The organism is Pseudomonas sp. ARP3 (assembly GCF_001029595.1).
GTDB lineage: Bacteria > Pseudomonadota > Gammaproteobacteria > Pseudomonadales > Pseudomonadaceae > Aquipseudomonas > Aquipseudomonas rhodesiae.
Genome location: NZ_LEKF01000012.1, coordinates 145,288 through 172,254, shown reverse-complemented (window position 1 = coordinate 172,254; position 26,967 = coordinate 145,288). Strand labels below are relative to the sequence as shown.

Genomic DNA, 26,967 nt, shown 5'->3' with positions numbered 1-26,967 from the left:
CGCAGGCGTCGTAGCCATAGCGCAGGGTGCCCCAGCCCTGGTGTTCGGCGGTGAGACGGTTTTGGCGGTCGTACTCGTAGGCCAACGCCCAATGGCCGTCGTCGACGCTGAGGAGATTGCCCTGGCGGTCGTAGGTATATTCAACGACGCTGTCATCGGGCAGGATTTTTCGTACCAGGCGTCCGGCATGGTCGCGTTCGTAACGAGTGACGAGTTGACTGCCGTCGTCGCCGTATTCGGTCTTTTCCTGCAGGTTGCCGTTGAGGTCGTAAACGTAAGCGGTGCGTTGGCCGTCGAAGCCGATTTCCTGCTGGATCAGGCCGTTGGGGTGGTAGTCGAGCCGGTAGGTTTCGCCGACTTCGTTTTCGATTTCGGTCAGCAGTAATCGGGCGTTGTCATAGCGGTACTGGACCTGAGTGCCATCGGCATTCAGGCGACGGCTGATCAGGTGCAGGCCGTCGGCGTAGTCGTAGCGGGTGACGTGGCCGAGTTCGTCGCGTTCGGCGGTGATTTTTCCGTAGGGGTTGTAGCTGTATTCGCGGGTGGCACCGCCTGGCAGGGTCAGACGAGTCAGTCGACCCACAGCGTCCCACTGGTACTGGGTCAGCGCGCCATGTTCATCCTCGCGCGCCACCTCGCGGCCCAGGTCGTCGTAGCGATAGCGCCTGATGCCACCATTGGGCAACTGCTCCTCAACCAGTTGCCCGCGCTCATTCCACACCAGGCGATGGCAGCTGTGATCCGGGTACCAGACGCCGGTCAGTTGCCCATGTTTGTTGTAGCTGTAGTCCGTGACATGCCCATCGGGATCGGTGCTACGGGTGATATCGCCCTGGTCATTGCGCTCGTATTTCCAGACCGCTTCACCCCGGCGCACCACGCGTACGAAGCCGTGGTCATGCTCGTAGGTAGTGGGCTCATCTTCGCCGGGAAACAGCGCCACCAGCCGTCCGGCCTCGTCGTACTGATAGGCCGTCACCGCGCCCAGCGGGTTTTGCTCGACTGTCAGCCGGCCTTTTTCGTCGTAGGATTTGAAGTGCTGCGCGCCATCGGGATCGATGCGTTGCACCAATCGCGCACGGTCGTCGTGGACATAGATTTCCTGGCTGCCATCGGCGTTGTGCACCGTGACGCGGCCGTCATCCCCCCAGGCATAGCGCGTGTCCATCTGCGAGAAGCTGGCCCAGTGCCGTACACAGCGCGCCGCTTTGCCGGAGCGTTCCCACGCCCAGAAGAAACTCGCCCCACCGGCCAGGCCGCGTTCCACAATGACGTGCTGCTCGTCGTAGCGATACACCTCGCTTTCGCCGACGGCATTGGTCGCCGAGACCAGTCGGCCCAGGTCGTCATAGGCGTAGGAAACGACGTTTTGCTCAGTCGTCCAGACATACGGACCATGGCCTTCGGCCCGCTGAATCTGATAATCCACCGCGACGATGCGCCCGCTCCCATAGCGCAGAAACAACGAGCGACCCACCCCGTTATCCACCCGCTCGATACGTCCGAGCACATCGCGGAAAATTCGCAGGCGGTTGTCATACGCATCGCTGATCGCTGTCAGCACACCGTCGCGAAAGTGGTAGAACCGCGATGCCTGGGCCAGCACCAGCTCATCCGGCGAAGCGCCCAGATAGATCGCTGCTTCGGCCAGGCTATTGGTGATCGCCGGTCGCGCAACGGTGGGGATTGGAAACGAGATAGAGCGGTTTTCATGGTCGTTCCACACCACCGAATCGCCTGAAATCAGCAGCCGCTGCGCCAGCCCATGGCTCCAGCCAACCCCCAGTCCTACATCGACTTCCACCGCACTGGTGCGATACAGCCGCGTCCACTCGAACGGCAAAAGCCCATCCAGAACACCATCAGTCAGGGTCAGCAATTCCTCGCCGGTGACCATCGACACGGGGCAGCCGTTAGTGACGGTTTTATCCGCAGAAGCCGCCGCATCGCCGTTCGGGGTTTTCCCCGAAACAGGCACGTCATCCACAGGCTCCTGCCGCACCAACACCGTTCGCTGAGCCTTGCGACGAACCGCCGGCACCGCGTTCGTAACCACCTGCTCCCCAGCCTGCAACGGCGCAACCGGCACTGTCTTGATCGGCGTCGCCGCGCTGCCCAGCAGCAATGGCCTGGCCTCTGCGACATGGGGTTCCAGCCTGGGTCCCTTGAGGTGCTTGGCGAGCAACGCCAACAACGCTCGCGCCCGCGCGGATTTGATGCTGCTGAGCGTCTGAGCACCCAGGCGCAGAGCCACGCCCATGCCTGCTGTGGCCCAGATCAGCAGCAGATTGATCAGCACTTCCCCGGTCAGTTCGCCGACCAGTTCGTACATCTCAGGCGGCGGCAGCAGGCGCATCCAACTGACCATGGCCGCCAAGTAAATGAACAGCAGCGGCTCATCGCTGAGCACCAGCAAACCCTGGGCAATCGCGTCGCTGCCGAGTGCCAGCAGCGCATCGAGTTCGGCCTGGGAGATGTAGGCCAACAGCTTTTCGCTGTGGGCCTTGAGGTCCGATAGCAGCTCATACAACTGCGTGACGTTGTCCCACAGGTTGTACAGCGCCTTGGCCAAACCACTTGAAAACGCCATGCCCTGCATGGCGCTGCGCTCAAGCGCGGTGGCGTGGGAAAAATCGTCCCAGCGGGGTTTGAAGGTCTTTGCCCATTCATCGCGCAGGTCCGTTTCCAGCCCCGCGATCACCGCCTGATAAGACGCATACAGCGCCTTGACGTGGTCCTGGGAAACGTTGGGATAAAAGGTGATCTGGTAGGCCTGGTCGCGGGTGCATTCCTTGAGTTCAAGAATGCCGCTGGGGCCGATGGTGTGATGCTGGGGCGCGCCCATCGCGCTGCCATCGGCGGCCAAGGCTTGAAGCATCACCGGCGTGTTGCCGATGGGGACTAAGCGGGTGCTTTCGAACAGGTGCACCAGGGTCAACGAGCCCTGGGCATCACACTGGGCAACAACCGCGTTGGGCTTTTTTGAAGAAACCGGTTCGACCAGCGCGACGTCATCGCCGACTTTAAAGACCTGCTCCACCTGCAGGGCCGAGCCACTCCAGAAACTCTCGGCCCAGTCGTCGAAGGTGTTGAGGCAGTCGCGAAAATCACGCAGGACGCCTTCGATGTCTGGCGCCTTGGGGTCCATGGGGGCCAGGACGAAGCTGGCGATGACCGGAATCAAGAGACAGCCCTGTCGAGCAGGGCCATAAAAGCGGAGTGCATCAGCGATCCCTCGCACTGAATGATCAGGCGAGAGACTTTGGAGGGATTATCAGAGCAAAGAAGTCGGCGTTATTCGCCGGCAGGGTGAGGACGTTTCGCCAAAAGCGCGGGCAAACCGTGGGGTTGCTGTAGGGATAGGATTACAGCTTGAACAGTCCTACAGCTTCAGTTGCCCAATCGCCTTGCTCAACTCCCCAGCCAAGGTGGCCAGGTCATTGCTGGTGGTGGCAGAGCCCACTGTCTGTTGCACGGTGTTTTCGGTTACGTCACGGATGCTGACCACCGCGCGGTTCATCTCTTCAGCAACGTGGCTCTGCTGCTCGGCCGCGACGGCGATCTGAGTGTTGCTCTCGCGCATCTGCGCCACGGCGTCGGTGATTTCGGCAAGGGCGCCGGCGGCGTCCTGGGCCTGCTGCACACAGTCGTCGGCCTTGAAGGAGCTTTCCTGCATAAAGTCCACCGCATCGCGGGTGCCGGCCTGCAAGGCCGAAACCATGCGGGTGATTTCGTCGGTGGAGCTTTGCACGCGTTTGGCCAGGTTGCGCACTTCGTCGGCGACCACGGCGAAACCGCGGCCCATTTCACCGGCGCGGGCGGCCTCAATGGCAGCGTTGAGGGCCAGCAGGTTGGTCTGTTCGGCGATGCTGTGGATCACGCTGACCACGCCGTTGATTTTCTGGCTGTCTTCGGCGAGTTTCTGGATCATTTCCGCGGTTTGCTGCACACCGGTAGACAGCCCGGCGATCGAGCGTTGCACACGGGTGACTACTTCGCGGCCGCTGCCGGCCAGGGTATCGGCGGTTTTGGAAAGGTCGCGGGTAGCGCCGGCGTGCTGGGCAATGTGGTGCACGGTAGCGGTCATTTCATTGATCGCGGTGGCGGCCTGGTCGGTTTCGCTTTGCTGGCCGAGCATGCCGTGCTGCACATCGTTCATGCTGCTGGCCAGGCGCGCGGCACCTTCGTCGAGCAACCGGGCGGTGCTCGCGACAGTGTTGACCACCCGCTGGTAGCCGGCCTGCATGGCGTTGAACGCGCTGGCCATCTGGCCGACTTCATCTTTGCACGCCAATGGCACACGGGCCGACAGGTCGCCGGTTTTCTCCACATGCAGCATCACGTCCTTGAGGGTGTTGAGCTGGCTTAGCAGGAAGCGGATCAACAACTGCGAGGCGCACAGCATCGCCAGCATCAGGATCAACACCGCTGCGGCGTACTGGGTAAAGCGCTCGCTGAACACCTGGCTGAAGCTGGGGGCGTAGGCGAGTGCGGCGATTTGTTGGCCGTCCGGGCGGGCGACAACTTGCGCCCCCGCCAGAACATTCTCACCGAACAACGGCATAGGATTGAGTTCGACCCAGCCGCTGGCGCCGTTCAGGGCTGATAGATCCTGGTCGGCCAGTTGTGGGGCTTGGTCGCGCGGGAACGTCAGCCACATCTCGCCCTTGGGCAACGCCTTATCGGCCGGCCAGGCGCTGAGCAATTGCGCCTGGGCCTGCGCCGACGCGTAGGATTGCGCGGTGCGGGCCTGCTGTTCGAGGTGTACGGCGTACAGCACCAGCAGCAGGGTGGTGACAAAGGCGACCGCGTTAACGGCCCAGAATTTGTATTTCAGCGAGATATTGCTAAGCCAGGCACCCATGGAAGGTTTTCTCTGATAGCGAAAGCAGCATTGGCAAGGTGCCAGTATTGTGCCTTTATCATAAAAAACCCTTTTGACATGGGTCAATGCGCCGCATCAATCCAGATTGGGCAACCCAAAAAACCGACGGGCGCAGGCGGTGCTGTGTAAGGCCAGGTCCTCTACGCTTTCCTGGCGGTGCAGGGCGACTTCACGCAGCACTTCCACGAGATAGGCTGGTTCGTTGCGGCCATTTTTCGGTTTGGGGCGCAGCGTGCGTGGTAACAGATAAGGCGCGTCGCTCTCCAGCATCAGACGTCCTCGGGGGATTTCTCCGACGAGCGGGTGCAAATGGGTCCCACGGCGTTCGTCGCAGATCCAACCGGTAACGCCAATGTGCAAATCGAGGTCGAGATAGCTGAACAGTGCCTGCTGTTCGCCAGTGAAGCAATGCACCACGGCGGCGGTGAGGTGGTCGCGGTAGTTCTTGAGGATTTCCAACAGGCGCTGGTTAGCATCACGTTCATGTAGGAACACTGGCAGTTTCAGCTCTGCGGCCAGGGCCAGGTGAGCTTCCAGCACTTTTTCCTGTTGCGGGCGCGGGGAGAAATCCCGATTGAAATCCAACCCGCATTCGCCGACGGCACGCACCCGGGGCTCACTGAGCAAAGCACGCAGACGCTGAGCGCTGTCACCGTTCCAGTCACTGGCGGAGTGGGGGTGAATGCCCGCCGTGCTGAAGAGGCGTTGGCCGTTTTGATCGAGTTTTACGCACAGGTCCAGGGCCTGTTCGCTACCTTCGACACTGGTGCCGGTGAGCACTAATTGCTGCACGCCGGCGGCATAGGCGCGGTCGAGAACGGCCTGGTGTTTATCGTCGAAACTGGCATTGGTCAGGTTGACGCCGATATCAATGAGCTGCATGGTGCTATCTCCGCCTGCGGCCGGAAAGCATATCAGAGCTGTAGATTTATAAGAAAAACCAAGAACTACAACGGTTTATAGCTGTCTTTGAACGTTGCGACCGACATGGCTGATGGCTAAATGCCTTGTCCATGCTTGAGTTGCGCGCGAAGCCTGCGCTGAAAGCGCTCTGTTTCTGACTCCCAGCTCCTCGTTTTTCCGAGGGTGTTGACCAGTATTCTTTCCGGAGAGCGGATGATCCGACCCTCGGCGTTATTAATGTTATGCCTCACGCTGCTGCCGATGGCGGCGGTCGCGCGTCTGGACGGGCCACTGGAAGTGACCAAACCCAGCAAAGTCCGCGATCTGGCGGAGATTCGCTCAAGTCGCACCTTGCGCGTACTGGTCAACCAGAGCCGTAACAGTTCCGGCGAAGTGCAGGGGCAGGCCATTGGTGTCGAATACCATCGCCTGCGTGCGTTCGAGCAATACCTCAATGGCCATGCCCGCGATGGTCAGGAGATCAATCTCAAGATCATTCCCAAAGCCAAGGATCAGTTGCTGGCAGCGCTGGCCCGTGGTGAAGGCGATCTGGTGGCCCCCGGTGAACTGCTGGATATAAACACGGCCCATAAGATCGTCACCAGCGACCCGATTATCAGCGACGTGCCGCTATGGTTGGTGGGGGTCAAGGGTGAACGGCGGTTTACCAGGCTGGAGCAGTTGTCCGGTCGCACCCTGGCGCTGACCACTGGCAGTGCGGCGGCGGATGCTGTCAGCCAGGTCAATCAAAAACTGGCCCTGCACAAACAGCCACCGATCAAGGTGGAGTGGGTGGATCCAACGCTGGCCGTGGAGGATGTGTTGGAGATGGTCCAGGCAGGGATTTTCCATCTGACCATCGTTGAAAAACCCATAGCCGAGCGCTGGTCGAAGATCCTGCCCAAGTTGCGCTTCGATAAGCAGGTCGCGATCACGTCGCCCGGCGACGAGTTCTGGTTTGTGCGCCAGGATGCATCGATACTGCGCGCCAGTATCGACCGATTCCTCAAGACCTATCGCACCCCTGCGGACCAGGATGTGGCGTTCCAGCGCATCTACCGTCGTCTCTACCAGGTGCGCAATCCGCTGGCCCGCATCGATCGCCAGCGTCTGGAGAAACTGCGCCCGGTCCTGCAAAAGCACGCTGGGGAGCAAGGCATGGACTGGCTGAATTTGGCGGCGTTGGCGTTCAAAGAGTCGGCCCTTGACCCGAGCGCTCGAAACAGCGGCGGCCCCACCGGGCTGATGCAGATCACGCCATCGGCGGCACAGCGTGTGGGCGTCAACAATATCGAAACGCTCGACAGCAACGTGCAGGCCAGTGCGCGGTATCTGACGATGATTCGTCGCAAATTCTTCGCCAGCCCCAAGCTCAACGAGCGCGAGCGCATGGCGTTTGTGCTGGCAGCCTACAACATGGGGCCCGAGCGCGTTCAGGGCATGCGCACCGAGGCCAAGCGCCGCGGGCTCAACCCCAATCAGTGGTTTTTTCAGGTGGAGCGCATCGCCATGGAGCAAGTCGGGATGAGCGCAGTCGGCTATGTGAATAGTGTCAATAAGTACTATTTGGCATTCGACCGCGAACGAGAGTCCCTGGAGCCAGTGGCCACCAAAATCGCGTCACGAAAGTAATCGATTTTGTAGATATTAATCAGGCATTTTTTGCGCTTTTATCATCCTCTAAACTGATTAATATAGCGGCCAACCAACCTCTACTTCGAAAAGGATGTACGCCATGAGCCCACTTATCAAAAGCCTTCTGTCCACCCGCGCCGGTTATGGCCTGACGATTCTACGTATCGTCGTTGGCATCATCTTCGCCGCCCACGGTTCGCAAAAACTCTTTGGCTGGTTTGGTGGCTACGGTCTGGCGGGCACTGCCCAGTGGATGGAAAGCATTGGCCTGGCGCCGGGTACGCTGATGGCACTGCTGTCGGGCGGTACTGAGTTCTTCGCAGGCCTGGCGCTGATCATTGGTTTGCTGGTGCGTCCGGCGGCGCTGGGCTTGACCATCCTAACGCTGGTAGCGATCTTCTCGGTGCATATCCATAACGGTCTGTTCATGGCCAACAACGGTTATGAATTTGCCTTGGCCTTGCTGGGCGGCACACTGGCGGTGTTGCTGGAAGGTGCTGGCAAGCTCTCTGCCGACCGCGCCATCGCCAACTGACTGACTGGCAACGCTCTGAAAAGGCCCACGCATGCGTGGGCCTTTTCGTTGCCGGCGATTCTTGACATCGCCCCACCGGCTTCTCTAGGATGCCGTTCATGCGCCGATTTAAACAGCTAATTGCGGGGCGCCACTGGGACTCAATGCAGCCCGACAGAAGCGTGTTCTCCCTTGCGAGATACCTTCGAAATACCGCTAAAGCGCTGGTTCGGTGTTGCCTCTCACCTGCCCGCAGACTTTTGAGGCAGAGACACGACACGATGAATGCACTACGCCCTCTGATACGCCTGGCTCCGATCACTGCGGACCTCACGCAACGCAATCCGAAAATCCTTCTAGGTGGCAAGCACCAGCCGACATTATTGCGTTATCTGGACGGCTGGCCGCGTCGTACTGGGCGGCCCTCCGCTTTCCTGATTCAGTTCGTTGAAGACGGCGACTCCCTCGCTAGGTTTGCCAGTGACAGCTTCGATCTCGCGGTCATTCAGGCCCCCAATGCCGATAACGCTGAAGAAGTCATCCGTCAATTGACTCGGATCGCCCGGCAGGGGTTGATTGCGCGGCGGTAAGTATTCAGTAGAGCAGCGAGCGTGGCTGAGTGCGACGACGCTGTTGGCGTAACCACAGACCCCACGCTATCAGACATAGCGTCACGGGCACCGTAACGATCAACCCCAGCTTGATCATGAGTTCCAGGCGATGCACTGACTCGTATGCCTGGATTTTCAGCGCGTGCAATTCCATGGGTAGACGCAGCCGCTCCTTGTTGAGGGCTTGCAGCTGGGTGTTAGGGTCCACCGCTTGGGTGCCGAGGCTGGTTGTGGGAGGGGTCAGCAGTTGCCACTCCTGCTCGGTTCGCTGAAGGCGTCGTTCCAATTCGGTCGCTTTCTCGCGGTAAGACTGTGCGGCCCTATCGCGCATCGTGTGCAACGCACTTGGCGCGGGGTTCGTCACCACCCGAGGGCGGAGGCTGGCGAGGGGTTCAAGCATGGACAAGTTATCCAGCGTATTCAAAATAAACATCATGTTGCCGCCAGGCGCCGTGCTGACCTCATCCATCAGTAAATCGGTGTCCGCCACCACCACCACATGGATGCGCTCGGCTTTTTGCAAACCGGGTGGTTGTCCCTTGATGCCATTGGGAAATGCCGAATAGGCCGGACCTTCGATACGTGCTGCAAGGGTATGACGTTGGGCGTGCTGAGACATTTCGTCGGTCAGTGCATCGAATTTGAGCGCCGAGGCGAATCGGTCGGTTTCCAGCAATGCTGACTGCCAGGAGCTTTGCAGGAGAGGGGTGAAGGTGGTGCGACTTTTCATACGCGGCGAAAGGGCACCGCTGCTTGATACCGTCACCGTATTGAGTTTCCAGCTACTGATATCACTGGGGTTCATTGCCTCATGCGGCAGGTTCAATCTAGCCGGATGGCGCACGGCTGGTTTCCCGGGGCCGGTGACCACCGAGGAAGCATAGAGATGATCGATCAGCAGTTTGTCGGGGAATACTTGAATGCCCCATGCCGTGAGCATCTCGTCCAGGCGAGAGTTGGTGGGCAGGGCACCAGCGCCGTACTCGCTGATGGGGTCGATAAACATCAATAATCTGCCGCCCCTCAACGTAAATTGGTCTATCGCATACAGCGTGCGGTAAGACAGTGCGCGGGGTTGAACCACCATCAGTGTCTTGATGCTTGCAGGCACCTGTTCAAGGGTCGGCTCCAGACTGATCAGGTCGAAGTGGCGCTGCAGTTCCCCCATTAGACGCCCTGCGGATTCGCCCATGTCCAATCCGCTGAGCAGCCCGATTGTCCGGGGCTCTGGATGCTGCAGCTGGTAGATCAGGTGGTTGATTTCATATTCGAGCAATGGCTCACGGTCCAGGCTGAATGCTCCGATTCGTTGTGCGCCATGACCCGCTCGGTTGCCGATCAACCCCAGAAACCCACTTTGGTCGTCGAGACCATATAACGCGGCTTTGTAGGCGTCTTCTGAAAAAGGCGCAGGCTCAATCAGGTGCAGGTTGATCATGCCTCTTGCGGCTTTTTCATATTCGCGGAGCAAGTCTTCGATACGCTTGCCGTAACGATTCAACGCATACGTTCGTTTGGGGTTGTTGTGTGCATTGAAATAATACAAGTCCAACGGCACCTCCAATGACACAAGTAAATCCTGCGTTGGTGGCGATAGGGTATGGATTTTGTGTTGCGTAAAGTCCCAGCGAAGCTCGGGAAGTTTGGCTGTCCAAACCAGGTTTAATGCAAGAAATAACAAAAAAATGACGACGAGTGTCATGCCGGTGCGCAGAGTGGAACGCATGCAGGGCTTTCCTTCTCAGCGGAGTTTGTAGTTGAGTGTGACAATCGTCGCAGTGAGAAAGGCAACGATCATGCTGACGAAATAAAGACTGTCATGAAGCGTAAACTTTCCATGGTCGATTGTGCTGAATCTCGACTGTGGATTAAGGGCGCTTAAACTGTCGATAATCCAAATAGGGGCTTGGCGCTCCAGAGCGTCTACCCATGAAGAAAGGGCAGTGGCTGCCAGTAATAAACTTATCGTCAATATAAAAATAACCACACGTTGACGTGCCAACGTACACACAAAGCAACCGACGGATAGGTAGCTTCCCGCCAATAACCAGCTCGCCGCGAATTGCGAGGCGATGAGGCCATTATCGGCGCTACCCAGGTAATTGGCGGCGACGACCAGAGGGAAGCTGAGGATCAATGCCGTGCCTGCCACGACCCAGGCGGCGATGAACTTGCCGATCACCCGTTCGGCGGCCGTGATGGGTAATGCGCTCATAAGGTCGGCAAAACCGGGATCGGCCTCATCTGACCAGAGTCGTATGGTCAACGCCGGTATCAGCAATAGATAGAGCCAGGGGTGCCACTGGAAAAACACCAGCAGGTCACCACTGTCCTGTTCCACCCAGCGGTGAAGATACAACCCCGCCATGGTGGACAGGGCTAGAAACAGCGCAATGATGAGATAGGTCGCGGGCGAAGAGGCATAGTTGGCGAGTTGGCGCTTGAAAATAACCGGCAGCAGCTTCAATGGGACCTCTCCTGGCTCAGTTGCTGAACCACATCGTTCACGCGACCGGGCTCCAGGTTCAATGTGTTGATTTTCCAACGGCGGTTGGCAATGAGCGTGTGTATATGGGGATAGATGGCATGCCCAGGCATGGCCAGAACGGTGACCGTGCCAGGCGCGTGGCGATGTTCCTCAATGCCGGCGACGCCGGGTAATACCGCCAAGGCCAGTAAGTCCAAAGGGGTGTCGGCCGAGAGGGTGACGGCCTGGAAGTGACGGGAACTGCGTTGCAAATCGGGCAGGGGCGTGTCGGCTACCAAGCGACTATCAGCGATGAGCAATGCTCGCGTACAGAGTTCGGCCAACTCTTCACTGTTGCGAGAGGAGATGATGACCGTCATCTCCTGCACGAGCGAACGGATAAACGCCTTGAGTGATAGTGCCTGATCCGCCGCAAGTCCCGCAGTCGGCTCGTCCAATAGCAGCACTGCGGGCGAATGCAGGATGGCCTGGGCGACGGACACCCTACGTTTGGTGCATGCGCAGAGCGCGTCGAGGGGTGCATTGAGGGCTGGGTACAAATCCAGTCGTGTCACCGCTTGTTCCACCCGAGCGCGTTTTTCGGCTCCGTGGTAACCACGTATGGCGGCGATATAGTTGAGAAATGCTTTAACGGACATCGTCGGGTGACTGAGGTCCTTAAAACGTTGGTAGCCGATAACTTGCTTGGCTTTATGTGGATAGGTTTGCGCGTTGATGCCGTCGATGTGTATGTGCCCGCCGGTGGGTTGCGTCGAACCGGATAGCAGGTTCAAAAGCATGGTCTTAACATCAGGCCCCTCGCCAAATAATCCTAGGCACTCTTGCTGACGGGCGTTGAATGAAAAATCGCTGATGATATTTTTCTTGTTCAGGGTTTTTGTCAGATTGCTTATTTCGATCATTTTTTTACCGAATAAGTTTGGCGTGACGTAGGGCTAGGATTCAAAAAGGGTACGGTTAATACTCGTCCTTGGGAACGACGGTCCGCGTTAATAAGAAAAGTCCTACGTGCGTGCCAGGTGAGTCACTGAAACAATTGTTTTGTGTTTTAGATGCTTGTGTTGGTAGGTGTTTATTTGATGTTTATATAAACATCCGACTTTTTTAAATGAGGTCCGATTACTATGATGCTTCTACGTACCCTTGTTCTTGAGCGCAACGGTCAGGATGCTCCGGTCAACGGCGCGCTGCTCTGTGGGTTCGCGGTAGGGCAGATCGCCTCTAACTTCCTTGTGTATAGTCTGGATGAGGAAGTTGAACCTGGGAGCTCCAGGGTTTATATCGCGGCGCTGCGCAAGAAACTCGAACGGTATTTCCTCAGCGGTGTTGAATCCAAGGAAGACTTGCAAATAGCCATGCATGTGTTCAAGCAGATTCTTATGTTGGCTGCGGCGTCAGGTACGAAAGCGGCCGGGGTCACCGAAACCCAGGTGCCTTATCATTTTGTCGATCTGAGGGGGTGTAAATTGCCGCCCGCGCGGCCTGAAGACCATCATTCGGTGACCATCAAGAAGGCGCTGGTGATGAAGGTGATCACTTTAGGCATGAATGCCTCCACACTGCCGGCGATCGAAAGCACCTCATTGATCGTGCCTTCCATTCGCTTTTCCTCCCAAATGATCTCCCCGCCCAAAGCGGCAAGCTCATCCGAAGCGGATGCTCAATCGGTGCTTGAACATTCTGTTGAAGAACCTCGACCGCTGCCTGTCGAGCCTCCCGAAACAGTCGTTCAGGCTGAGGCGCCCATCGCCAACGCGCAAGAACCTGAGCCGTCGTCGCCGCCGCCTTCGAAACTGCCTGCGCCGATGGAGCAAAGCGCACTGTTTGAAGTGGACAGCACATTGTCCAGTCTGGCCCGGGTCGCCCATGAGTTGACTCAACAGAAGCTCGCCGCGGCTGAGCGAGAGACCGCGTTGGAGCAGTGGCAGAATCGATTGTTGCAGGAGCAGAACCAGATCGGCGAGCAGGTCAAGGATCTGGAGCAGCGCACATTTCAACTGCGTGATCAGTCGCAGGACATCCAACGCAAGACCGAGACGCTGGCCGCGTTGAAGTCGCAATTGTCGGGCCTGCGTCATACGCTGCGGGGCATGTTGCATGAATTGGATCAGGCGTTGGATAGCTAGGAGTGAACGGCCCTGGCTACTTTCTTCGGTTCATTTATCATCAAGCGCAGCCCGCCGACGCCAGGGCCATCCCCTGGTGCATCGGTGTTTATGGATATTGCCTGGGGATGCGAGCGTTTGAGTACCAAGCTGATCACCAAAGAAGGTCATGAGGCGCTGAAAAAAGAGCTGGATTACCTGTGGCGCGAGAAGCGCCCGGATACCACGCGCAAAGTGACATGGGCGGCGTCGCTGGGGGACCGCAGCGAAAACGCCGATTATCAGTACAACAAAAAACTGCTGCGTGAGATCGATCGCCGTGTGCGCTACCTGCGCAAGCGTCTTGAAGACATGCGCGTGGTGGAATACGCACCGGAGCAGGAAGGCAAGGTGTTCTTCGGTGCTTGGGTTGAGATTGAAAACGAGCAGGGCGAAACCAAGCGTTTTCGCATTGTCGGCTATGACGAAATTTATGAGCGGATGGATTACATCTCCATCGATTCGCCGATGGCCCGTGCTCTGTTGCGCAAGCAAGTCGACGATGAGGCCATCGTGCAGACGCCAACGGGCGAGGTGTGCTGGTGGATCACCGCGATCGAGTATGAGAAGTGAAAATAACAGGCCCGCCGAGCGGGCCTGAGTTGTCTCAGCCTTCGCGCAGCACAGTCAGCGGGCTGGCATTGAGTGCGCGGCGGGTGCCGAAGACGCCTGCACCGCCAATCAACACGGCACCGATGACGGGCAGCAGCAAGAGCCACGGATGAGGCTGCCAGACCAGGTCGAATGCATAGCGGTATAGCGCCCAGGTCACCAGTTCAGTGCCCAGTGCCGCCAACAGTCCGCTCGCGGCGCCCAGTAACCCGAATTCAATGCGCCTGGCTTTGACCAGTAACTTGCGTTCGGCTCCCAGCGCGCGCAGCAGCGCACCCTGGCGGATGCGCTCATCCAGCGTCGCTTGCAGGCCGGAGAACAGCACGGCCATCCCGGCGGCCAATACAAACAACAGCACGTACTCCACGGCCAGCGTCACTTGCGCAAGGATGCTGCGCAATTGCTCCAGCAGCGCCTCTACCTGCAGGATGGTCACGGCCGGGAAGGCGCGGGACAGGTCGACGATTTGCTGATCATGACCGGGGGCCAGGTAGAAGCTGGTCAGGTACGTGGTCGGCAGATTCTTCAATGTGCCAGGCTGGAAGATCATGAAGAAGTTGGGCTGGAAGTTATCCCAGTTGATGGTGCGCAGACTGGTGACCCGCGCTTCGCGATTTTCCCCACCTATCGTAAAGACCAAGTGGTCGTTGAGTTTGAGCTTGAGGCTTTCGGCCACCTTGGCCTCGACCGAGACGCCGGGAATACCATCGGAGGGTTGCTGGGACCACCAAGCGCCCGCCGTCAGGGCATTGCCCGGCGGCACGTTGGCGGCCCATGTCAGGCTGAGGTCGCGTTGCACGGCGCGGTCGCCACTGGAGTCCTTGCTGACGATCTCCTGCACCGGTTCGCCGTTGATGCTGATCAGCCGCCCCGGCACCACCGGGTACAGCGGTGCCGATTGCGCCTGGACTTCCAGCAGGCGTGCGCCGAAAGCATCTTTGTCGGCCGGCAGGATGTTCAAGGCAAAATAATTGGGTGCATCTTTGGGCAACTGGTTTTGCCAGGTGTCGAGCAACTCGCCGCGCAGCAGGGCGATCAAGCCCATGGACAGCAGGATCAGACCGAATGCCAGGGCCTGACCGGCTGCGGCCAGCGGGTGGCGCAGCAATTGGCCCAGGCCCAGGCGCCAGGGCAGAGTCGCACCGGCCAACAGCCGACGCAGACTTTGCAACAGCAGCAAGAGCAAGCCGCCGAGCACCAATGCGGCCACCACGCCACCTCCCAGCAAGGCGAAGGTGAGCACCAGGTCGAGGCTCAGACGCCACATGATCAGGCCCAAGGCGAACAGCGCAGCACCGTAGACCATCCAGGTACTGGACGGGATGGGCAGCAGATCGCGGCGCAATACCCGCAGCGGCGGGACGCGCCCTAGCGCGGCCAACGGCGGCAAGGCGAAGCCCGCGAGCGCGACCAGCCCGGTGCCGATTCCTGCCACGGCCGGCAACAGCCCGCCAGGTGGCACATCCGCCGGCAGCAGATCCCGCAGAAAATAAAACAGACCGAACTGCGCCAGCCAGCCGAGGAGAGCGCCAGCGAGACTGGCCAGCAGGCCCAGTACGCTCAATTGCAGACTGAACAACAACATGGCTTCGCGGCGCGACAATCCCAGGCAACGCAACAGCGCGCTGGCGTCAAAGCGTCGCGTGGCAAAGCGGTTGGCCGACAAGGCCACCGCCACCCCCGCCAATAGAACGGCCACCAGGCTGGCCATGTTCAGGTAGCGTTCGGCCTTGCCCAGGGCGCCGCCGATCTGCTGGTTGCCATCGCGGGAATCCTGCAAGCGCTGGTTGGCGGCGAGGCCGGGCTTGATCAGGTCACGATAGGTTTGCAGCGCCGTACCGCCCTGGGGCGCGCGCCACAGTTCGCGGTAGCTGACGCGGCTGCCGGGCTGTACCACGCCGGTGGCTTGCAGGTCGGCGAGGTTGATCATCACCCTGGGGGTGAGGCTGTAGAAATTGCCGGCGCGGTCCGGTTCATAGGTGAGCACCCGCGCCAGGCGCAGGGTTTTCATGCCCACGTCGATGCTGTCGCCGACTTTTAGGTCGAGGGCCGTCAGCAGCCGCGCTTCTACCCAGGCTTCGCCGGGTTTCGGGCCGCCGCCTGGGGTTTCCTCGGCAAAGGGCGCGGCGGCACTCTTGAGCGCGCCACGCAGCGGGTACTGCTCGTTGACCGCCTTGATGCTGGAGAGCTGGATACCATTGTCGGTGGCAATCACGCTGGAAAATTCCACCACCCGGGCATGATCCAGGCCCAGCTCGGTACCGGACTTGATTTGCTCAGGGCGGGCGGGCGAGCTGCCTTCCAGCACCAGATCGGCACCGAGGAACTCGGTGGCGCGCAGTAGCATGGCGCCGTTGAGGCGGGCGCCGAAGTAGCCGATGGCGGTGCTGGCGGCCACGGCGACCAGCAGGGCGAAGAACAGCACGCGCAATTCGCCGGCACGGGCATCGCGCAGTAATTGGCGCAGGGCAAGGCTGAACAGACGCAACAGCGGCAAACGTGCCATCAAGGCTCCAGGGGCGCGACCATCAGGCCGGCTTCAAGGCGGATCAAGCGTCGGCAACGGTGGGCCAGGCGCTCGTCGTGGGTGACCAGCACCAGGGTCGTGCCGCTCTCTTTATTGAGTTCGAACAGCAGATCGCTGATGCGCTCGCCGGTGTGGCTGTCGAGGTTGCCGGTAGGTTCATCGGCGAACAGCACGTCGGGCTCGGCGGCGAACGCTCGAGCAATCGCCACCCGTTGCTGTTCGCCACCGGACAACTGACGGGGAGAGTGGGTCAGGCGTTGCCCCAGGCCCACGCGCTCAAGCAAGTGCCTGGCGCGTTCGCGGGCGTCTTTGCGGCCGTCCAGTTCCAGCGGCATCATGACGTTTTCCAGCGCATTGAGGCTGTCGAGCAATTGAAAGGATTGGAAGACGAAGCCCACATGCTCGGCGCGGATGCGCGCCCGTTGATCTTCGTCCAGGCGGCTCAGGGCTTGCCCGGCGAGGGTGACTTCGCCGCCGCTGGGCAGGTCGAGGCCGGCCAGCAGGCCCAAGAGTGTGGATTTGCCGGAACCGGAACTGCCGACGATAGCCAGGCTGTCGCCCTTGTTCAGTTCCAGGCTCAGTTCGTGCAGGATAGTCAGTTCACCTTCCGCGCTGGGAACCACTTTGCTAAGGTTCCGCGCGGTGAGAATGCTTGCGCCCATGGAGAATCCGATGCGAATGTGGTTTTTGAGTGCTGGCCTGGCCTTGATGTGCATGGCCCAGAACGCAGCGGCGGGTACAGTCCTGATCGTTGGCGATAGTATCAGTGCCGGTTTCGGCCTGGATACCCGCAAAGGGTGGGTGGCGCTGCTGGAGCAACGGCTCAAGAACGAAGGGTTTGACGATACCGTGGTCAACGCTTCCATCAGTGGCGATACCAGTGCGGGAGGGCTTGCGCGGCTGCCGGCGGCGCTTGCAGCGCATAAGCCGGAGGTGGTGATCATTGAGCTGGGGGGCAACGATGGGCTGCGCGGTCAGCCGCCGGCGCAATTGCAACAAAATCTTGCTTCGATGATTCAGCAGTCTCGGGACAGTGGAGCAAAAGTGTTGCTGCTCGGCATGCAGATCCCACCCAATTATGGAAAACGCTACGTCGAAGCCTTTAATAAGGTGTTCGGCGATGTGGCGCAGGAAAAAAAGGTGCCGCTGGTGCCGTTTTTCCTGGAGGGCGTGGGGGGGCATCCCGAGCTGATGCAGGCCGACGGTCTGCACCCGGCGGTCGGTGCTCAGGACAAGTTGCTGGAAAATGTCTGGCCATCGCTCAAACCGCTGTTATGACGCTTTTCTACCGGCAGGCTTTCGGCTAAGGTGGCGCCCCCTTGATTTGGAGCCCTCGATGTCGCGTCCTGCCTGGTCCCTGTTTAACTACCAACTGATCGAGCCGGACGAGCAGCTGGATCTGTTCGCCTGCCAGGAAGTGCGGGTGCATCTGGTGACGCGTCAATTGGAACTGGGCGGCTCCATCGATCGCACGCTGTGCGGCACGTTATTGCCGGCGCAGCCGCGTTGGTCGCTGGTGGATCGGTCGATTTTCCAGGACCAGCGTTTGTGCCCCCTCTGTCGGGCTATCCTTGAGTCTCAGAAGCGCGGCACGCCGCCGATCTGGCCGGAGCTGCGTTTTGAACTCTAGAAGCAGCTGCAAGCGTCAAGCTATAAGCTGTAAGCTAGCAATTGGCTTTTAACTTACCCGTCGTTCTGCGAAGGATTTTTCGGATGTTGTCGCGCCTTTCCGTCGTTACCTGCTGCCTGTCGCTTGCTGCCCTGTGTGCGGCCGGTTCGGCAGCGGCCCTGCAGTTGCCCTTGCCACCCCCGGGGGAAGACATCGTCGGCCAAGTCCAAGTGATCAAGGCCAAGTACGAAGACACCTTTGCCGATCTTGGCACTGCGTATGACCTGGGCTACTCGGAGATGGTCGCGGCCAACCCGGGCGTTGATGCCTGGTTGCCGGGCGCGGGCACCGAGATCGTGCTGCCGACGCGCTTCATCCTGCCGCCCGGGCCGCGCGAAGGCATTGTGATCAACCTCGCGGAATACCGGCTCTACTACTACCCCAAAGGCCAGAACGTGGTTTACACGTTCCCGTTGGGGATCGGTCGTGAAGGCTGGGGCTCACCGATTGCCCACACCAGCATTATCGCCAAGACGCCCAACCCGACCTGGACACCGCCGGCCTCGATCAAGGCCGAGCACGCCGCCAATGGCGACCCGCTGCCCAACGTGGTGCCGGCTGGGCCGAACAACCCCTTGGGGCCGTTCAAGTTCACGCTGGGAACGCCGGGGTATCTGATCCACGGTTCCAACATGAAGTTCGGCATCGGCACGCGTACCAGCCATGGCTGCTTCCGCATGTTCAACAATAACGTGTTGGAGATGGCCGATATGGTGCCGGTCGGCACCTCGGTGCGCATCATCAACGATGCCTATAAGTTCGGCAGCAGTGGCGGCAAGGTGTACCTGGAGGCGCATACACCCCTGAACGATGACGGCACGCCATCGGTGGTGGACAAACATACGGCGGTGATCAACGCCTTGCTCAAGCGCGAAGACCTGGCCAATAACCTGCGGGTCAATTGGGATCAGGTGCGTGACGTGGTGGCGGCGGAAGACGGTCTGCCCACTGAAATCGGTGTGCCAGGCGCGGCGCCCATGGTATCCAGTACGCCGATCGATCTGCAGCAGTAAGCCTGCAACCTGCCAAGCCCGCCCCGGCCTGGTGCCGCGGCGGGTTTTTTATTGGCCGGGGCACGGGTGTATCCCAGGCAATAAAAAGCCGATCCAAAAATGGATCGGCTTGATAACAACCCCGAAGGGTTATTACTTGCGGCTAGCTTTTTCAAGCATGCGCAGAGCGCGCTCGTTAGCTTCGTCAGCAGTCTGTTGTGCTTTTTGAGCAGCAGCCAGAGCTTCATCAGCTTTACGGTAGGCTTCGTCTGCACGAGCCTGGGAGCGAGCTGCTGCGTCTTCAGTTGCAGTCAGACGAGCTTCGGTTTCTTTGGAGACGCTGCTGCAACCGGTAGCCAGAACTGCGGCCAGAGCCAGAGCAGAGAATTTCAGAACGTTGTTCATCGTGTTCCCCTTCAAGGACTTTCTATTAAATGGCTACTTCTCAGATTGAGCTTATAGCCGGCGTACATACTACCCATTACTTGTAGTAAGTAAACTGACGCAGCGCAAGAAGCAAAAAAAATTCTTGCGGCGAATCTGTTTTGGCTAACCTTGCGTGGGTTTGTATAAAAACTGTCCAATTTTTTTCACTGGGCCCGCATCGAGCCTCGCTGAAAGGGCCATGCCGCCTGTGTTGGGCCTTGTACATAGATGAAAATTTATATAACTATCCGAGCACTTCCGTTGCGCTTGACGGTGCATGGCCTGGCATCTTTTTTAAGCATGTAGTGGTGACTTTAAGAGCGCCTGTTCGTCTCAAGGTTCAACTGCCGGCAATGTTCAGGCTTTCGATCATCGATGGGTCGAAGCCCTTTCTGTATCCACCAGCAGCGGGGGATGGTGCATGCGCCTTGAGCAATTGCAGGATTGGTGCCTACTATTCCCTACGGGCTGGTTGCGAGCGCTAGAGGTATTCTCGTTGTCGAAACCGGCACGGGTTGGCGTAGATGTTCCTTCGCCGGAAAAACATCGGTAAGGTAGGGGTCAGAAACCAAGACCCGCGAGGAGTAGTGATGAGCGAGGCGTTGTCCATCCACCATGACCAGACGGGTCATCAGTTCGAGACCACTGTGGACGGTCATCGTGCCTACTTGACCTATATGGACCTTGGTAAACAGACCCTGGATATCTATCGCACCTTCGTGCCTAACGCATTGAGAGGGCGTGGTATCGCGGCAGCGCTGACCGAGGAGGCCTTGAAGTTCGCCGAGGCGGCGGGCTACACGGTGATCCCGTCCTGCTCTTACGTAGAGCGTTATATGGAGCGCCACCAGCGCCATGCCGCCAAGTTGTAAGGCATTCAGATCAGCATAAAAAACGCCGGGCTCAGCCCGGCGTTTTTGTGTGCGTAAACCCGAGCCGGGTTCAGCCGCGTTGGCGCTTGGGCAATACATCCTTGAGCTTGGCGTGCATGCTGCGCAGGGTGTTCTCGGTGGCCGCCCAATCGATGCAGGCATCGGTGATCGACACGCCATACTGCAAGTCGGCAAGGTCCTTGGGAATCGCCTGGCAGCCCCAGTTCAAGTGGCTCTCGACCATCAGGCCGATGATCGACTGGTTGCCTTCCAGGATCTGGTTGGCAACGTTTTCCATAACCAGCGGCTGCAGGGCCGGGTCCTTGTTGGAGTTGGCGTGGCTGCAGTCGACCATGATGTTCGGCTTGATCTTGGCCTTGTTCAGCGCCTGTTCGCACAACGCGACACTGACCGAATCATAGTTGGGCTTACCGTTGCCGCCCCGCAGCACCACATGGCCGTAGGCATTGCCCTTGGTGGTGACGATGGAAACGCCGCCTTCCGGGTTGATGCCCAGGAAGCGGTGAGGGCTGGAGACCGATTGCAGCGCGTTGATCGCTACGGTCAGGCCGCCGTCGGTGCCATTCTTGAAGCCCACGGCCGACGACAGGCCGGATGCCATTTCGCGGTGGGTCTGGGATTCGGTGGTGCGTGCGCCGATGGCCGACCAGCTGATCAGATCCTGCAGGTATTGCGGGGAGATCGGGTCCAGTGCTTCGGTGGCGGTGGGCAGGCCCATTTCGGCCAGATCCAGCAGCAATTGACGACCGATGTGCAAACCGTCCTGAATCTTGAACGAGTCGTCCAGGTACGGGTCGTTGATCAGACCTTTCCAGCCGACGGTGGTGCGCGGCTTTTCGAAGTAGACACGCATGACCAGATACAGGGTATCGGAGACTTCTGCCGCCAATACCTTGAGGCGCTCGGCGTATTCGTGAGCCGCCTTGAGGTCGTGGATCGAGCAAGGGCCGATCACCACGAAGAGGCGATGGTCGGTGCCGTCGAGGATATTACGAATGACTTCGCGGCCTTTGGTAACGGTCTGCAGGGCAGTCTCGCTCAAAGGGATTTCGCGCTTGAGCTGATCGGGGGTGATCAGAGTCTCGTTGGATTCGACGTTAAGGTCATTGATCGGTAAATCAGCCATCGTGTTACTCGTCAGGGTCACGGGTGCCGGCCGCCAGCCGTTCCCGTGCGGCGGTGCACAGCATGATTTGGATGCAGGGGGGAGGAACCTTAGCGCGTATTACGGGCCCGCGACAATGGGCGGCGCGGGTTTAATCCCGCACGGGCTGCACAAACGCGTCGCGGGAGAACTCTAACGCGTGCCGCGCAACCCACTCCCTGGCCAGGGCCTCGAACTGCTGAGGGGAGGGCTCGGCATCTTCGTGCTGGCGGCAGTAGCGTTCTATCCGGCATGCTTGCTCGCCCATGCGCGCGCCGAACAGGGCATGTTCATCGGTGAACGAGATGCCCACACGATAGCCACCTTCAACCTTGCGGCACCAGGCCACGTACCCCGGATAGCGGGCGCTGGCGCCCAAGGATGGGATGTGCAGATCCACCGCCGTGCCTTGTCGCCAGGCGCGCGGCCAATGACAAGCAATGCCGCCCAAGCCGGCAGTGAGGAGGCGTTGACGGGGAATGGCGGGAGAGGGGCGTTGGATTAACTCGACAGCGACATCATCAGGGTGAGGTAAAAAACGACCCATGTACACGGACTCCGAGCACCGTCCAGTTGACGGCGATGGCAGCAGTATAGTGAAGGAACTGGAATTGACCGACCTGGATATTGACCAGCAATTGCTGGGATTGCCAGGAATTTCGCTGGTGGTATTTGTCAGCGCCGGCTGTTCCAGTTGCCGCTGGGCGCGTCAGCAAATGCCGGGCTGGCGCTTGCCGGTGGACCGCGTGTGCTGGGTGGATGCCGGGCATAACGGCGGTGCGGTCGAGCGTTACCAGATCTTTCATTTGCCGGCGTTGTTCGTGGTGTGCGAGGGTCAATTCCTTGGGCAATTGCAGACACGTCTTACACCTGCGGCCGTTGGCGAGGCTGTAAATGAAGCGCTTACCCGCACACCGGAGGAGTTGCCATGACCACAGTTACACCCCAGTCGCCTCGCATTGGCATCATCGGCACCGGCGCCATTGGCGGTTTTTATGGCTTGATGCTGGCGCGCGCCGGGTTTGATGTGCACTTCCTGCTGCGCAGCGAATATGCGGTGGTCAGCGAGCAGGGGTTGCGCGTGAACAGCGGTGTGCATGGCGCTTTGCATCTGCACCCCGTGCAGGCTTACGCCCAGGCAGCCGATATGCCGCCCTGCGATTGGTTGTTGGTAGGCACCAAGTCCACCGGTAATGTGGAGCTGGCGCCGACCCTGGCCCAGGTTGCGGCGCCGGATGCCAAGGTGGTGTTGTTGCAAAACGGCCTCGACGTTGAGGACAGCCTGCGTGAACACTTGCCGGCATCGCTGCACCTGCTGGGCGGCTTGTGTTACATCGGCGTACACCGTTCCGGCCCCGGTGTGGTCGAGCACCAGGCCCTGGGGCGGGTTAATCTCGGCTATCACAGCGGCTCGGCCGCCAACGATGAAAACCGTCAGAAGGAGATTGTCGAGGCCGGCGCCGCGTTGTTTCATAAGGCCGGTATCGAGTCACAGGCCATGGCCAATGTGCATCAGGCGCGCTGGCATAAATTGGTGTGGAACGTGCCTTTCAACGGCCTCTCGGTTTTATTGAAGGCTGGCACCACCAACCTGATGGCCGACGCCTCCAGCCGCGAGCTGATCCAGGCGCTGATGGCCGAAGTGATACAGGGCGCCCATGCGTGTGGCCACGAAATCCCGGCCAGCTATGCCGAGCAGATGTTCGCCATGACCGAGACCATGGAGGACTACCTGCCGAGCATGTATCACGACTATATGCACAAGCGCCCGTTGGAACTGGCGGCGATCTATGCACGGCCGTTATCCGCCGCCAAGGCCGCCGGGTGCGAGCTGCCGCGTATGCAGGCACTGCACCAGGCTTTGAGTTTTATTGATCGGCACAATCGCTGATCGGGAGGAGCGCAGATGGCAAAGGGATTGGGTGACAAACTGGTGCTGGCGATTTCGTCGCGGGCGCTGTTCGACCTCAGCGAAAGTCACAAAATCTACCTGGCCGAAGGCGTGGAGACTTATCGCAAATACCAGATCGCGCATGAAGAAGAGATCCTGGAACCCGGGGATGCCTTCCCGCTGGTCAAGAAACTGCTGAGCCTCAACGCCAGCCTGGGCCGTGCCCGTGTCGAGGTGGTGCTGGTGTCGCGCAACAGCGCCGACACCGGCCTACGCGTGTTCAATTCCATCCAGCATTACGGCCTGGATATTTCTCGCGCCGCGTTCGTCGGGGGACGTAGTCCTTATCCTTATTTGGCGGCATTTGGTTGCCATCTGTTTTTGTCCACCCATGCCGAAGATGTGCGCAGCGCCCTGGATGCCGGTTTCGCGGCGGCGACGATTTTGTCCGGCGGTGCGCGTCGGGCCAGCAGCGAGGAATTGCGCATCGCCTTCGACGGCGACGCGGTGCTGTTCTCCGATGAATCCGAGCGTGTGTACCAGGCCGGAGGGCTTGAAGCATTCCAGGCCAGCGAGCGCGAATCGGCACGCCAGCCGTTGCATGGTGGGCCTTTCAAAGGGTTTCTGGCGGCGCTCAACTTGCTGCAACGTGAGTTTCCGGATGAGGCTTGTCCAATCCGTACCGCACTGGTGACCGCGCGTTCGGCGCCGTCCCATGAGCGGGTGATCCGCACTTTGCGAGAGTGGGACATCCGGCTGGACGAGTCGCTGTTTCTCGGCGGGTTGGAGAAATCCGCGTTTCTTGAGGCATTCGCCGCCGATGTGTTTTTTGATGATCAGGCTGGTCATTGCGAGAAAGCCAGGGAGGTGGTCGCCACCGGGCATGTGCCCCATGGCATTAGCAATGAACTGAAGAGCCCGGTCTGAGCCAGTCCAACTCCGCACGGCGCTGCTAAGCTGTTTTGATCTCCGCCATCCTGGCTGTCCAGGAGGTTTTTATGATTCGTTCGATGCTGTACGCCACGGACCTCGGCCTGTATGCGCCGTATGTGATGCAACATGCCTTGGCGCTGGCGCGGACGTTCAAGGCTGACCTGTACGTGATTCATGTGGTTGAACCTATCGGTCTGTTCGCCGAATCGGTGTTGCAGAGCTACCTTGATGAAAAGGCCTTGATTGAATGGCAAAGCCAGGGCCTGAGTACCATGATCGCAACGATCGAGCAGCGTGTACTGGAGAGTTTTCGTGAGGAGTTGGGGGAGGGCGAGCAGGACTTGAAGTGGATCCGCTCGGTGCGCGTGATTCAGGGCGACCCGTGCGAGGTGATTCTCGACCAACTGCGTAAACTTTCCGTCGACTTGTTGATCGTAGGAAGTCATAGCTCTACCAGTGCGCAGGCCACGCCATTGGGCCGTACTGCCACGCGGGTGGTGCAGCTGTCTACGGTGCCGGTTTACCTGGTGCCGTCGCTACAACGTCGACGCAGTGATGACGTGTGAATGGGAGAAGGGATAAAAAGTTCTAGATTTATCCTTCTGACCTTTAATATAGTTATATATCGCTGCTGATACCCGTGGCGTCTATCTGCTTTGAGGGACACATATGAAGCTTCAACAACTGCGCTACATCTGGGAAGTGGCGCACCACGACCTCAACGTTTCCGCTACCGCTCAAAGCCTTTACACCTCGCAACCGGGTATCAGCAAGCAGATCCGCCTGCTCGAAGACGAGTTGGGCGTCGAAGTGTTCGCGCGCAGCGGCAAGCACCTCACCCGCGTGACACCGGCCGGTGAGCGCATCATCACCACCGCCGGCGAGATTCTGCGTAAAGTCGAAAGCATCAAACAGATCGCCCAGGAATTTTCCAACGAGAAAAAAGGCACCTTGTCGATCGCCACCACCCACACCCAGGCCCGTTATGCACTGCCACCGGTGATTCGCGACTTCATCAAACAGTACCCGGACGTGGCGTTGCACATGCACCAAGGGTCGCCGATGCAGATCGCCGAGATGGCCGCCGACGGCACCGTCGATTTCGCCATCGCCACCGAGGCGCTGGAGCTGTTCGGCGATCTGGTGATGATGCCGTGCTATCGCTGGAACCGTTGCGTGGTGGTGCCTCAGGGCCACCCGTTGGCCAAGCTGCCGAAACTGACCCTCGAAGCCCTGGCGGAATACCCGATCGTCACCTACGTGTTCGGGTTCACCGGCCGTTCCAAGCTTGATGAAGCCTTCAGTCATCGTGGCCTCACGCCGAAAGTGGTGTTTACCGCCGCCGACGCCGACGTAATCAAGACTTACGTGCGCCTGGGACTGGGGGTGGGTATCGTCGCCAAGATGGCGGTGGACACCAACCTCGATAAAGACTTGGTTGTGCTGGATGCCAGCGAATTGTTCGAGTCCAGCGTGACCAAGATCGGTTTCCGTCGCGGTACGTTCCTGCGCGGGTTCATGTGCGATTTCATCGAGAAGTTCGCCCCACACCTGACTCGCGAAGTGATGGCCAAGGCCATCCAGTGCCATAACAAGCAGGAGCTGGAAGAACTGTTCGACGGCGTGGAACTGCCGGTTCACTGACCTTAGGCGTTGGTACTCAGGATCACGCAGGGCGCCAGGGTTAACATGGCGTCCTATACGAACAAGCGCGCCTACCGATTATTTGGCGTCGGTAACCGTGAAGTACTGCCGGGCGCCGGCCACCAGCACTTCCACCTCATCGCCTTCGAACTTGCCCAGCAGGCTTTTGCCCAGGGGCGAGCGCGGGGTGATGACGGTTACCGGCTGGCCCACCACATCCACTTTCAATCCCGCCGCATCGGGCGCCAGGAACAGCCACTGCTGGCGACCGTTCTGGTCTTCCAGGCCCAGTAACGCACCGACTTCTATACCACGCTGCTCATCGTAGGGCCGCACTGGCAGGTTCTGGCACAGTGTCAGGGCCTGCTTGATTTCCTCAACGCGTCTGGCTTGCCCGGTCGCCAGGTAAGAGGCTTCCAACCCGAGGGTGTCGTATTTGTTCTCGGCGATGTTTTCTTCGTGGGTCGCGGTTTCGTAGGCGGTCTGCGCGGCACGTTGAGCGATGTCGAGATCGACGCCGAGTTTTTCCAGGATGAGCGTGTGGACAGCGTATTTATTCATGTTCATCAATCGCAGAATTGCAGGACGTTGGCGCGGGACTTCTCGGTCGGGGCGTTCTGGTCCTGTTGCAGCCAGAACTGACATTTGGGGTTGGACAGGTTGCGCGCATTGTTGCGCGCCTGATCCAGGGCTTGTTGCTGCTCCTGTTTTTGCAAATTCTGCTGGTACTGCTCGAACATTCGGTTGGGCGGTTCCGGCGCAACAGCGGCGGCGGGCGTGCCCCAATGCTGGACGGCCTGGGCCACTGGAGCCAAGGCTTGAGGGAAGAGGTAGCGCGAGGCCAGCCAAGTGGTCAGCACAATGGCGACGAACCCCAGCCATAGGCCCAGGGCGATGGCGAGCATAAGTTTGGGCAGCGATAACGGACGGTCAGACATGGCGGCCTCCTGGCGGGCATTGACGGCATGGCGGCGATTGTCGCACAGCCCCTGTGCAGAATAATCACGATCAAGACTTCTGCATCCGTGCATTTATGCGGACAATCGCCCATTTGAT

The 26,967-nt window shown here is 59.4% G+C and carries 27 protein-coding genes; 14 read left to right on the top strand and 13 right to left on the bottom strand.

Features of this window, described 5'->3' with window-relative positions:
- From ABX75_RS15965 to ABX75_RS15955, 3 genes are all read right to left on the bottom strand, one after another.
- A partial coding sequence (locus ABX75_RS15965) for a DUF6531 domain-containing protein (protein WP_047882272.1) occupies positions 1-3,184 on the bottom strand: 3,184 nt, incomplete at its 3' end.
- A gap of 198 nt (positions 3,185-3,382) precedes the next feature.
- On the bottom strand, positions 3,383-4,864 hold the full coding sequence (locus ABX75_RS15960; protein ID WP_047882271.1) for a methyl-accepting chemotaxis protein: 1,482 nt from the start codon (positions 4,862-4,864) through the stop codon (positions 3,383-3,385).
- A 96-nt stretch (positions 4,865-4,960) separates the two neighbouring features.
- The gene (locus ABX75_RS15955; RefSeq protein WP_047882270.1) at positions 4,961-5,767 is read right to left on the bottom strand and encodes a TatD family hydrolase; all 807 of its coding nucleotides are present in this window, start codon (positions 5,765-5,767) and stop codon (positions 4,961-4,963) included.
- 234 nt (positions 5,768-6,001) lie between these two features.
- Here ABX75_RS15955 and ABX75_RS15950 point away from each other — a divergent pair, with 234 nt between their 5' ends.
- The 3 genes from ABX75_RS15950 to ABX75_RS15940 all read left to right on the top strand — a co-directional run bounded on the left by ABX75_RS15950 (position 6,002) and on the right by ABX75_RS15940 (position 8,527).
- Complete coding sequence (locus ABX75_RS15950) at positions 6,002-7,420, top strand: transglycosylase SLT domain-containing protein (RefSeq protein ID WP_040266204.1); 1,419 nt, start codon at positions 6,002-6,004, stop codon at positions 7,418-7,420.
- 103 nt (positions 7,421-7,523) lie between these two features.
- Positions 7,524-7,958 carry a DoxX family protein gene (locus ABX75_RS15945; protein WP_034096571.1) on the top strand — a complete coding sequence of 145 codons (435 nt, stop codon included), beginning with the start codon at positions 7,524-7,526 and terminating at the stop codon, positions 7,956-7,958.
- Between the two features lie 260 nt (positions 7,959-8,218).
- Positions 8,219-8,527: a hypothetical protein gene (locus tag ABX75_RS15940; protein WP_047882275.1), complete on the top strand. Its 309-nt coding sequence runs from the start codon at positions 8,219-8,221 to the stop codon at positions 8,525-8,527.
- Between the two features lie 4 nt (positions 8,528-8,531).
- Here the strand turns inward: ABX75_RS15940 and ABX75_RS15935 are convergent, their stop codons facing one another.
- The 3 genes from ABX75_RS15935 to ABX75_RS15925 are packed head-to-tail and all read right to left on the bottom strand — an operon-like array spanning position 8,532 to position 11,938.
- Positions 8,532-10,274, bottom strand: a complete 1,743-nt coding sequence (locus ABX75_RS15935; RefSeq protein WP_047882269.1) for a Gldg family protein — start codon at positions 10,272-10,274, stop codon at positions 8,532-8,534.
- Between the two features lie 15 nt (positions 10,275-10,289).
- Positions 10,290-11,015, bottom strand: coding sequence for an ABC transporter permease (locus ABX75_RS15930; protein ID WP_047882268.1), 726 nt, complete (start codon positions 11,013-11,015; stop codon positions 10,290-10,292).
- The gene (locus tag ABX75_RS15925) at positions 11,012-11,938 is read right to left on the bottom strand and encodes an ATP-binding cassette domain-containing protein (protein WP_034137498.1); all 927 of its coding nucleotides are present in this window, start codon (positions 11,936-11,938) and stop codon (positions 11,012-11,014) included. Before ABX75_RS15925 ends, ABX75_RS15930 begins: the two co-directional genes overlap by 4 nt.
- A gap of 222 nt (positions 11,939-12,160) precedes the next feature.
- Here ABX75_RS15925 and ABX75_RS15920 point away from each other — a divergent pair, with 222 nt between their 5' ends.
- Complete coding sequence (locus ABX75_RS15920; RefSeq protein ID WP_047882267.1) at positions 12,161-13,162, top strand: hypothetical protein; 1,002 nt, start codon at positions 12,161-12,163, stop codon at positions 13,160-13,162.
- A gap of 117 nt (positions 13,163-13,279) precedes the next feature.
- Positions 13,280-13,753 (top strand): transcription elongation factor GreB, encoded by a 474-nt coding sequence (gene greB, locus ABX75_RS15915; protein ID WP_034096790.1) that lies wholly within the window; start codon positions 13,280-13,282, stop codon positions 13,751-13,753.
- Positions 13,754-13,787: 34 nt separating this feature from the next.
- On the opposite strand, the gene ABX75_RS15910 is transcribed toward greB, so the two are convergent.
- Together ABX75_RS15910 and ABX75_RS15905 are read right to left on the bottom strand one after the other, a co-directional pair.
- Positions 13,788-16,298, bottom strand: coding sequence for an ABC transporter permease (locus ABX75_RS15910; RefSeq protein ID WP_047882266.1), 2,511 nt, complete (start codon positions 16,296-16,298; stop codon positions 13,788-13,790).
- Positions 16,298-16,981, bottom strand: coding sequence for an ABC transporter ATP-binding protein (locus ABX75_RS15905; protein ID WP_047882265.1), 684 nt, complete (start codon positions 16,979-16,981; stop codon positions 16,298-16,300). Before ABX75_RS15905 ends, ABX75_RS15910 begins: the two co-directional genes overlap by 1 nt.
- A 10-nt stretch (positions 16,982-16,991) precedes the next feature.
- Here ABX75_RS15905 and ABX75_RS15900 point away from each other — a divergent pair, with 10 nt between their 5' ends.
- The 3 genes from ABX75_RS15900 to ABX75_RS15890 all read left to right on the top strand — a co-directional run bounded on the left by ABX75_RS15900 (position 16,992) and on the right by ABX75_RS15890 (position 19,001).
- Positions 16,992-17,597 (top strand): arylesterase, encoded by a 606-nt coding sequence (locus tag ABX75_RS15900; protein WP_034096578.1) that lies wholly within the window; start codon positions 16,992-16,994, stop codon positions 17,595-17,597.
- Positions 17,598-17,655: 58 nt separating this feature from the next.
- Positions 17,656-17,949 carry a hypothetical protein gene (locus ABX75_RS15895; RefSeq protein ID WP_003172705.1) on the top strand — a complete coding sequence of 98 codons (294 nt, stop codon included), beginning with the start codon at positions 17,656-17,658 and terminating at the stop codon, positions 17,947-17,949.
- A gap of 83 nt (positions 17,950-18,032) precedes the next feature.
- Positions 18,033-19,001 (top strand): L,D-transpeptidase family protein, encoded by a 969-nt coding sequence (locus tag ABX75_RS15890; protein WP_034096579.1) that lies wholly within the window; start codon positions 18,033-18,035, stop codon positions 18,999-19,001.
- Between the two features lie 132 nt (positions 19,002-19,133).
- On the opposite strand, the gene oprI is transcribed toward ABX75_RS15890, so the two are convergent.
- On the bottom strand, positions 19,134-19,385 hold the full coding sequence (gene oprI / locus ABX75_RS15885) for an outer membrane lipoprotei OprI (protein ID WP_003172710.1): 252 nt from the start codon (positions 19,383-19,385) through the stop codon (positions 19,134-19,136).
- A gap of 611 nt (positions 19,386-19,996) precedes the next feature.
- Here oprI and ABX75_RS15880 point away from each other — a divergent pair.
- Positions 19,997-20,278 (top strand): GNAT family N-acetyltransferase, encoded by a 282-nt coding sequence (locus ABX75_RS15880; RefSeq protein WP_034096580.1) that lies wholly within the window; start codon positions 19,997-19,999, stop codon positions 20,276-20,278.
- A gap of 70 nt (positions 20,279-20,348) precedes the next feature.
- On the opposite strand, the gene ABX75_RS15875 is transcribed toward ABX75_RS15880, so the two are convergent.
- Together ABX75_RS15875 and ABX75_RS15870 are read right to left on the bottom strand one after the other, a co-directional pair.
- A complete protein-coding gene (locus ABX75_RS15875; RefSeq protein ID WP_034096581.1) occupies positions 20,349-21,425 on the bottom strand; it encodes a 3-deoxy-7-phosphoheptulonate synthase in 1,077 nt (358 codons plus the stop codon).
- A 130-nt stretch (positions 21,426-21,555) separates the two neighbouring features.
- Entirely contained in the window at positions 21,556-21,990 is a 435-nt protein-coding gene (locus tag ABX75_RS15870) for a PilZ domain-containing protein (RefSeq protein ID WP_047882264.1), read from the bottom strand.
- On the opposite strand from ABX75_RS15870, the gene ABX75_RS15865 reads away from it, so the two are divergent.
- The 5 genes from ABX75_RS15865 (at position 21,989) to cysB (ending at position 25,911) form a co-directional block, all read left to right on the top strand.
- Positions 21,989-22,375 (top strand): hypothetical protein, encoded by a 387-nt coding sequence (locus ABX75_RS15865; RefSeq protein WP_047882263.1) that lies wholly within the window; start codon positions 21,989-21,991, stop codon positions 22,373-22,375. The genes ABX75_RS15870 and ABX75_RS15865 overlap by 2 nt on opposite strands.
- A complete protein-coding gene (locus tag ABX75_RS15860) occupies positions 22,372-23,334 on the top strand; it encodes a putative 2-dehydropantoate 2-reductase (protein ID WP_034096584.1) in 963 nt (320 codons plus the stop codon). Before ABX75_RS15865 ends, ABX75_RS15860 begins: the two co-directional genes overlap by 4 nt.
- Before the next feature lie 15 nt (positions 23,335-23,349).
- A complete protein-coding gene (locus tag ABX75_RS15855; RefSeq protein WP_047882262.1) occupies positions 23,350-24,261 on the top strand; it encodes a 5'-nucleotidase in 912 nt (303 codons plus the stop codon).
- A gap of 71 nt (positions 24,262-24,332) precedes the next feature.
- Positions 24,333-24,833 (top strand): universal stress protein, encoded by a 501-nt coding sequence (locus tag ABX75_RS15850; RefSeq protein WP_034096586.1) that lies wholly within the window; start codon positions 24,333-24,335, stop codon positions 24,831-24,833.
- 103 nt (positions 24,834-24,936) lie between these two features.
- Positions 24,937-25,911 (top strand): HTH-type transcriptional regulator CysB, encoded by a 975-nt coding sequence (gene cysB, locus ABX75_RS15845; protein ID WP_003189876.1) that lies wholly within the window; start codon positions 24,937-24,939, stop codon positions 25,909-25,911.
- Positions 25,912-25,989: 78 nt separating this feature from the next.
- Here cysB and ABX75_RS15840 read toward each other — a convergent pair whose 3' ends face one another.
- Together ABX75_RS15840 and ABX75_RS15835 are read right to left on the bottom strand one after the other, a co-directional pair.
- Complete coding sequence (locus ABX75_RS15840) at positions 25,990-26,472, bottom strand: GreA/GreB family elongation factor (protein WP_034096791.1); 483 nt, start codon at positions 26,470-26,472, stop codon at positions 25,990-25,992.
- Positions 26,473-26,477: 5 nt separating this feature from the next.
- Positions 26,478-26,849 (bottom strand): hypothetical protein, encoded by a 372-nt coding sequence (locus tag ABX75_RS15835; protein WP_034096587.1) that lies wholly within the window; start codon positions 26,847-26,849, stop codon positions 26,478-26,480.
- Positions 26,850-26,967 lie beyond the last annotated feature (118 nt).

What these genes read in the sequence shown, in the direction of transcription:
- ABX75_RS15960 (WP_047882271.1), bottom strand. Translation starts at nt 4,864, where the DNA reads ATGGGTGCCTGGCTTAGCAATATCTCGCTGAAATACAAATTCTGGGCC.
- ABX75_RS15955 (WP_047882270.1), bottom strand. Translation starts at nt 5,767, where the DNA reads ATGCAGCTCATTGATATCGGCGTCAACCTGACCAATGCCAGTTTCGAC.
- ABX75_RS15950 (WP_040266204.1), top strand. Translation starts at nt 6,002, where the DNA reads ATGATCCGACCCTCGGCGTTATTAATGTTATGCCTCACGCTGCTGCCG.
- ABX75_RS15945 (WP_034096571.1), top strand. Translation starts at nt 7,524, where the DNA reads ATGAGCCCACTTATCAAAAGCCTTCTGTCCACCCGCGCCGGTTATGGC.
- ABX75_RS15940 (WP_047882275.1), top strand. Translation starts at nt 8,219, where the DNA reads ATGAATGCACTACGCCCTCTGATACGCCTGGCTCCGATCACTGCGGAC.
- ABX75_RS15935 (WP_047882269.1), bottom strand. Translation starts at nt 10,274, where the DNA reads ATGCGTTCCACTCTGCGCACCGGCATGACACTCGTCGTCATTTTTTTG.
- ABX75_RS15925 (WP_034137498.1), bottom strand. Translation starts at nt 11,938, where the DNA reads ATGATCGAAATAAGCAATCTGACAAAAACCCTGAACAAGAAAAATATC.
- ABX75_RS15920 (WP_047882267.1), top strand. Translation starts at nt 12,161, where the DNA reads ATGATGCTTCTACGTACCCTTGTTCTTGAGCGCAACGGTCAGGATGCT.
- ABX75_RS15910 (WP_047882266.1), bottom strand. Translation starts at nt 16,298, where the DNA reads ATGGCACGTTTGCCGCTGTTGCGTCTGTTCAGCCTTGCCCTGCGCCAA.
- ABX75_RS15905 (WP_047882265.1), bottom strand. Translation starts at nt 16,981, where the DNA reads ATGGGCGCAAGCATTCTCACCGCGCGGAACCTTAGCAAAGTGGTTCCC.
- ABX75_RS15900 (WP_034096578.1), top strand. Translation starts at nt 16,992, where the DNA reads ATGCGAATGTGGTTTTTGAGTGCTGGCCTGGCCTTGATGTGCATGGCC.
- ABX75_RS15895 (WP_003172705.1), top strand. Translation starts at nt 17,656, where the DNA reads ATGTCGCGTCCTGCCTGGTCCCTGTTTAACTACCAACTGATCGAGCCG.
- ABX75_RS15890 (WP_034096579.1), top strand. Translation starts at nt 18,033, where the DNA reads ATGTTGTCGCGCCTTTCCGTCGTTACCTGCTGCCTGTCGCTTGCTGCC.
- oprI (WP_003172710.1), bottom strand. Translation starts at nt 19,385, where the DNA reads ATGAACAACGTTCTGAAATTCTCTGCTCTGGCTCTGGCCGCAGTTCTG.
- ABX75_RS15880 (WP_034096580.1), top strand. Translation starts at nt 19,997, where the DNA reads ATGAGCGAGGCGTTGTCCATCCACCATGACCAGACGGGTCATCAGTTC.
- ABX75_RS15875 (WP_034096581.1), bottom strand. Translation starts at nt 21,425, where the DNA reads ATGGCTGATTTACCGATCAATGACCTTAACGTCGAATCCAACGAGACT.
- ABX75_RS15865 (WP_047882263.1), top strand. Translation starts at nt 21,989, where the DNA reads ATGTACACGGACTCCGAGCACCGTCCAGTTGACGGCGATGGCAGCAGT.
- ABX75_RS15870 (WP_047882264.1), bottom strand. Translation starts at nt 21,990, where the DNA reads ATGGGTCGTTTTTTACCTCACCCTGATGATGTCGCTGTCGAGTTAATC.
- ABX75_RS15860 (WP_034096584.1), top strand. Translation starts at nt 22,372, where the DNA reads ATGACCACAGTTACACCCCAGTCGCCTCGCATTGGCATCATCGGCACC.
- ABX75_RS15855 (WP_047882262.1), top strand. Translation starts at nt 23,350, where the DNA reads ATGGCAAAGGGATTGGGTGACAAACTGGTGCTGGCGATTTCGTCGCGG.
- ABX75_RS15850 (WP_034096586.1), top strand. Translation starts at nt 24,333, where the DNA reads ATGATTCGTTCGATGCTGTACGCCACGGACCTCGGCCTGTATGCGCCG.
- cysB (WP_003189876.1), top strand. Translation starts at nt 24,937, where the DNA reads ATGAAGCTTCAACAACTGCGCTACATCTGGGAAGTGGCGCACCACGAC.
- ABX75_RS15840 (WP_034096791.1), bottom strand. Translation starts at nt 26,472, where the DNA reads ATGAATAAATACGCTGTCCACACGCTCATCCTGGAAAAACTCGGCGTC.
- ABX75_RS15835 (WP_034096587.1), bottom strand. Translation starts at nt 26,849, where the DNA reads ATGTCTGACCGTCCGTTATCGCTGCCCAAACTTATGCTCGCCATCGCC.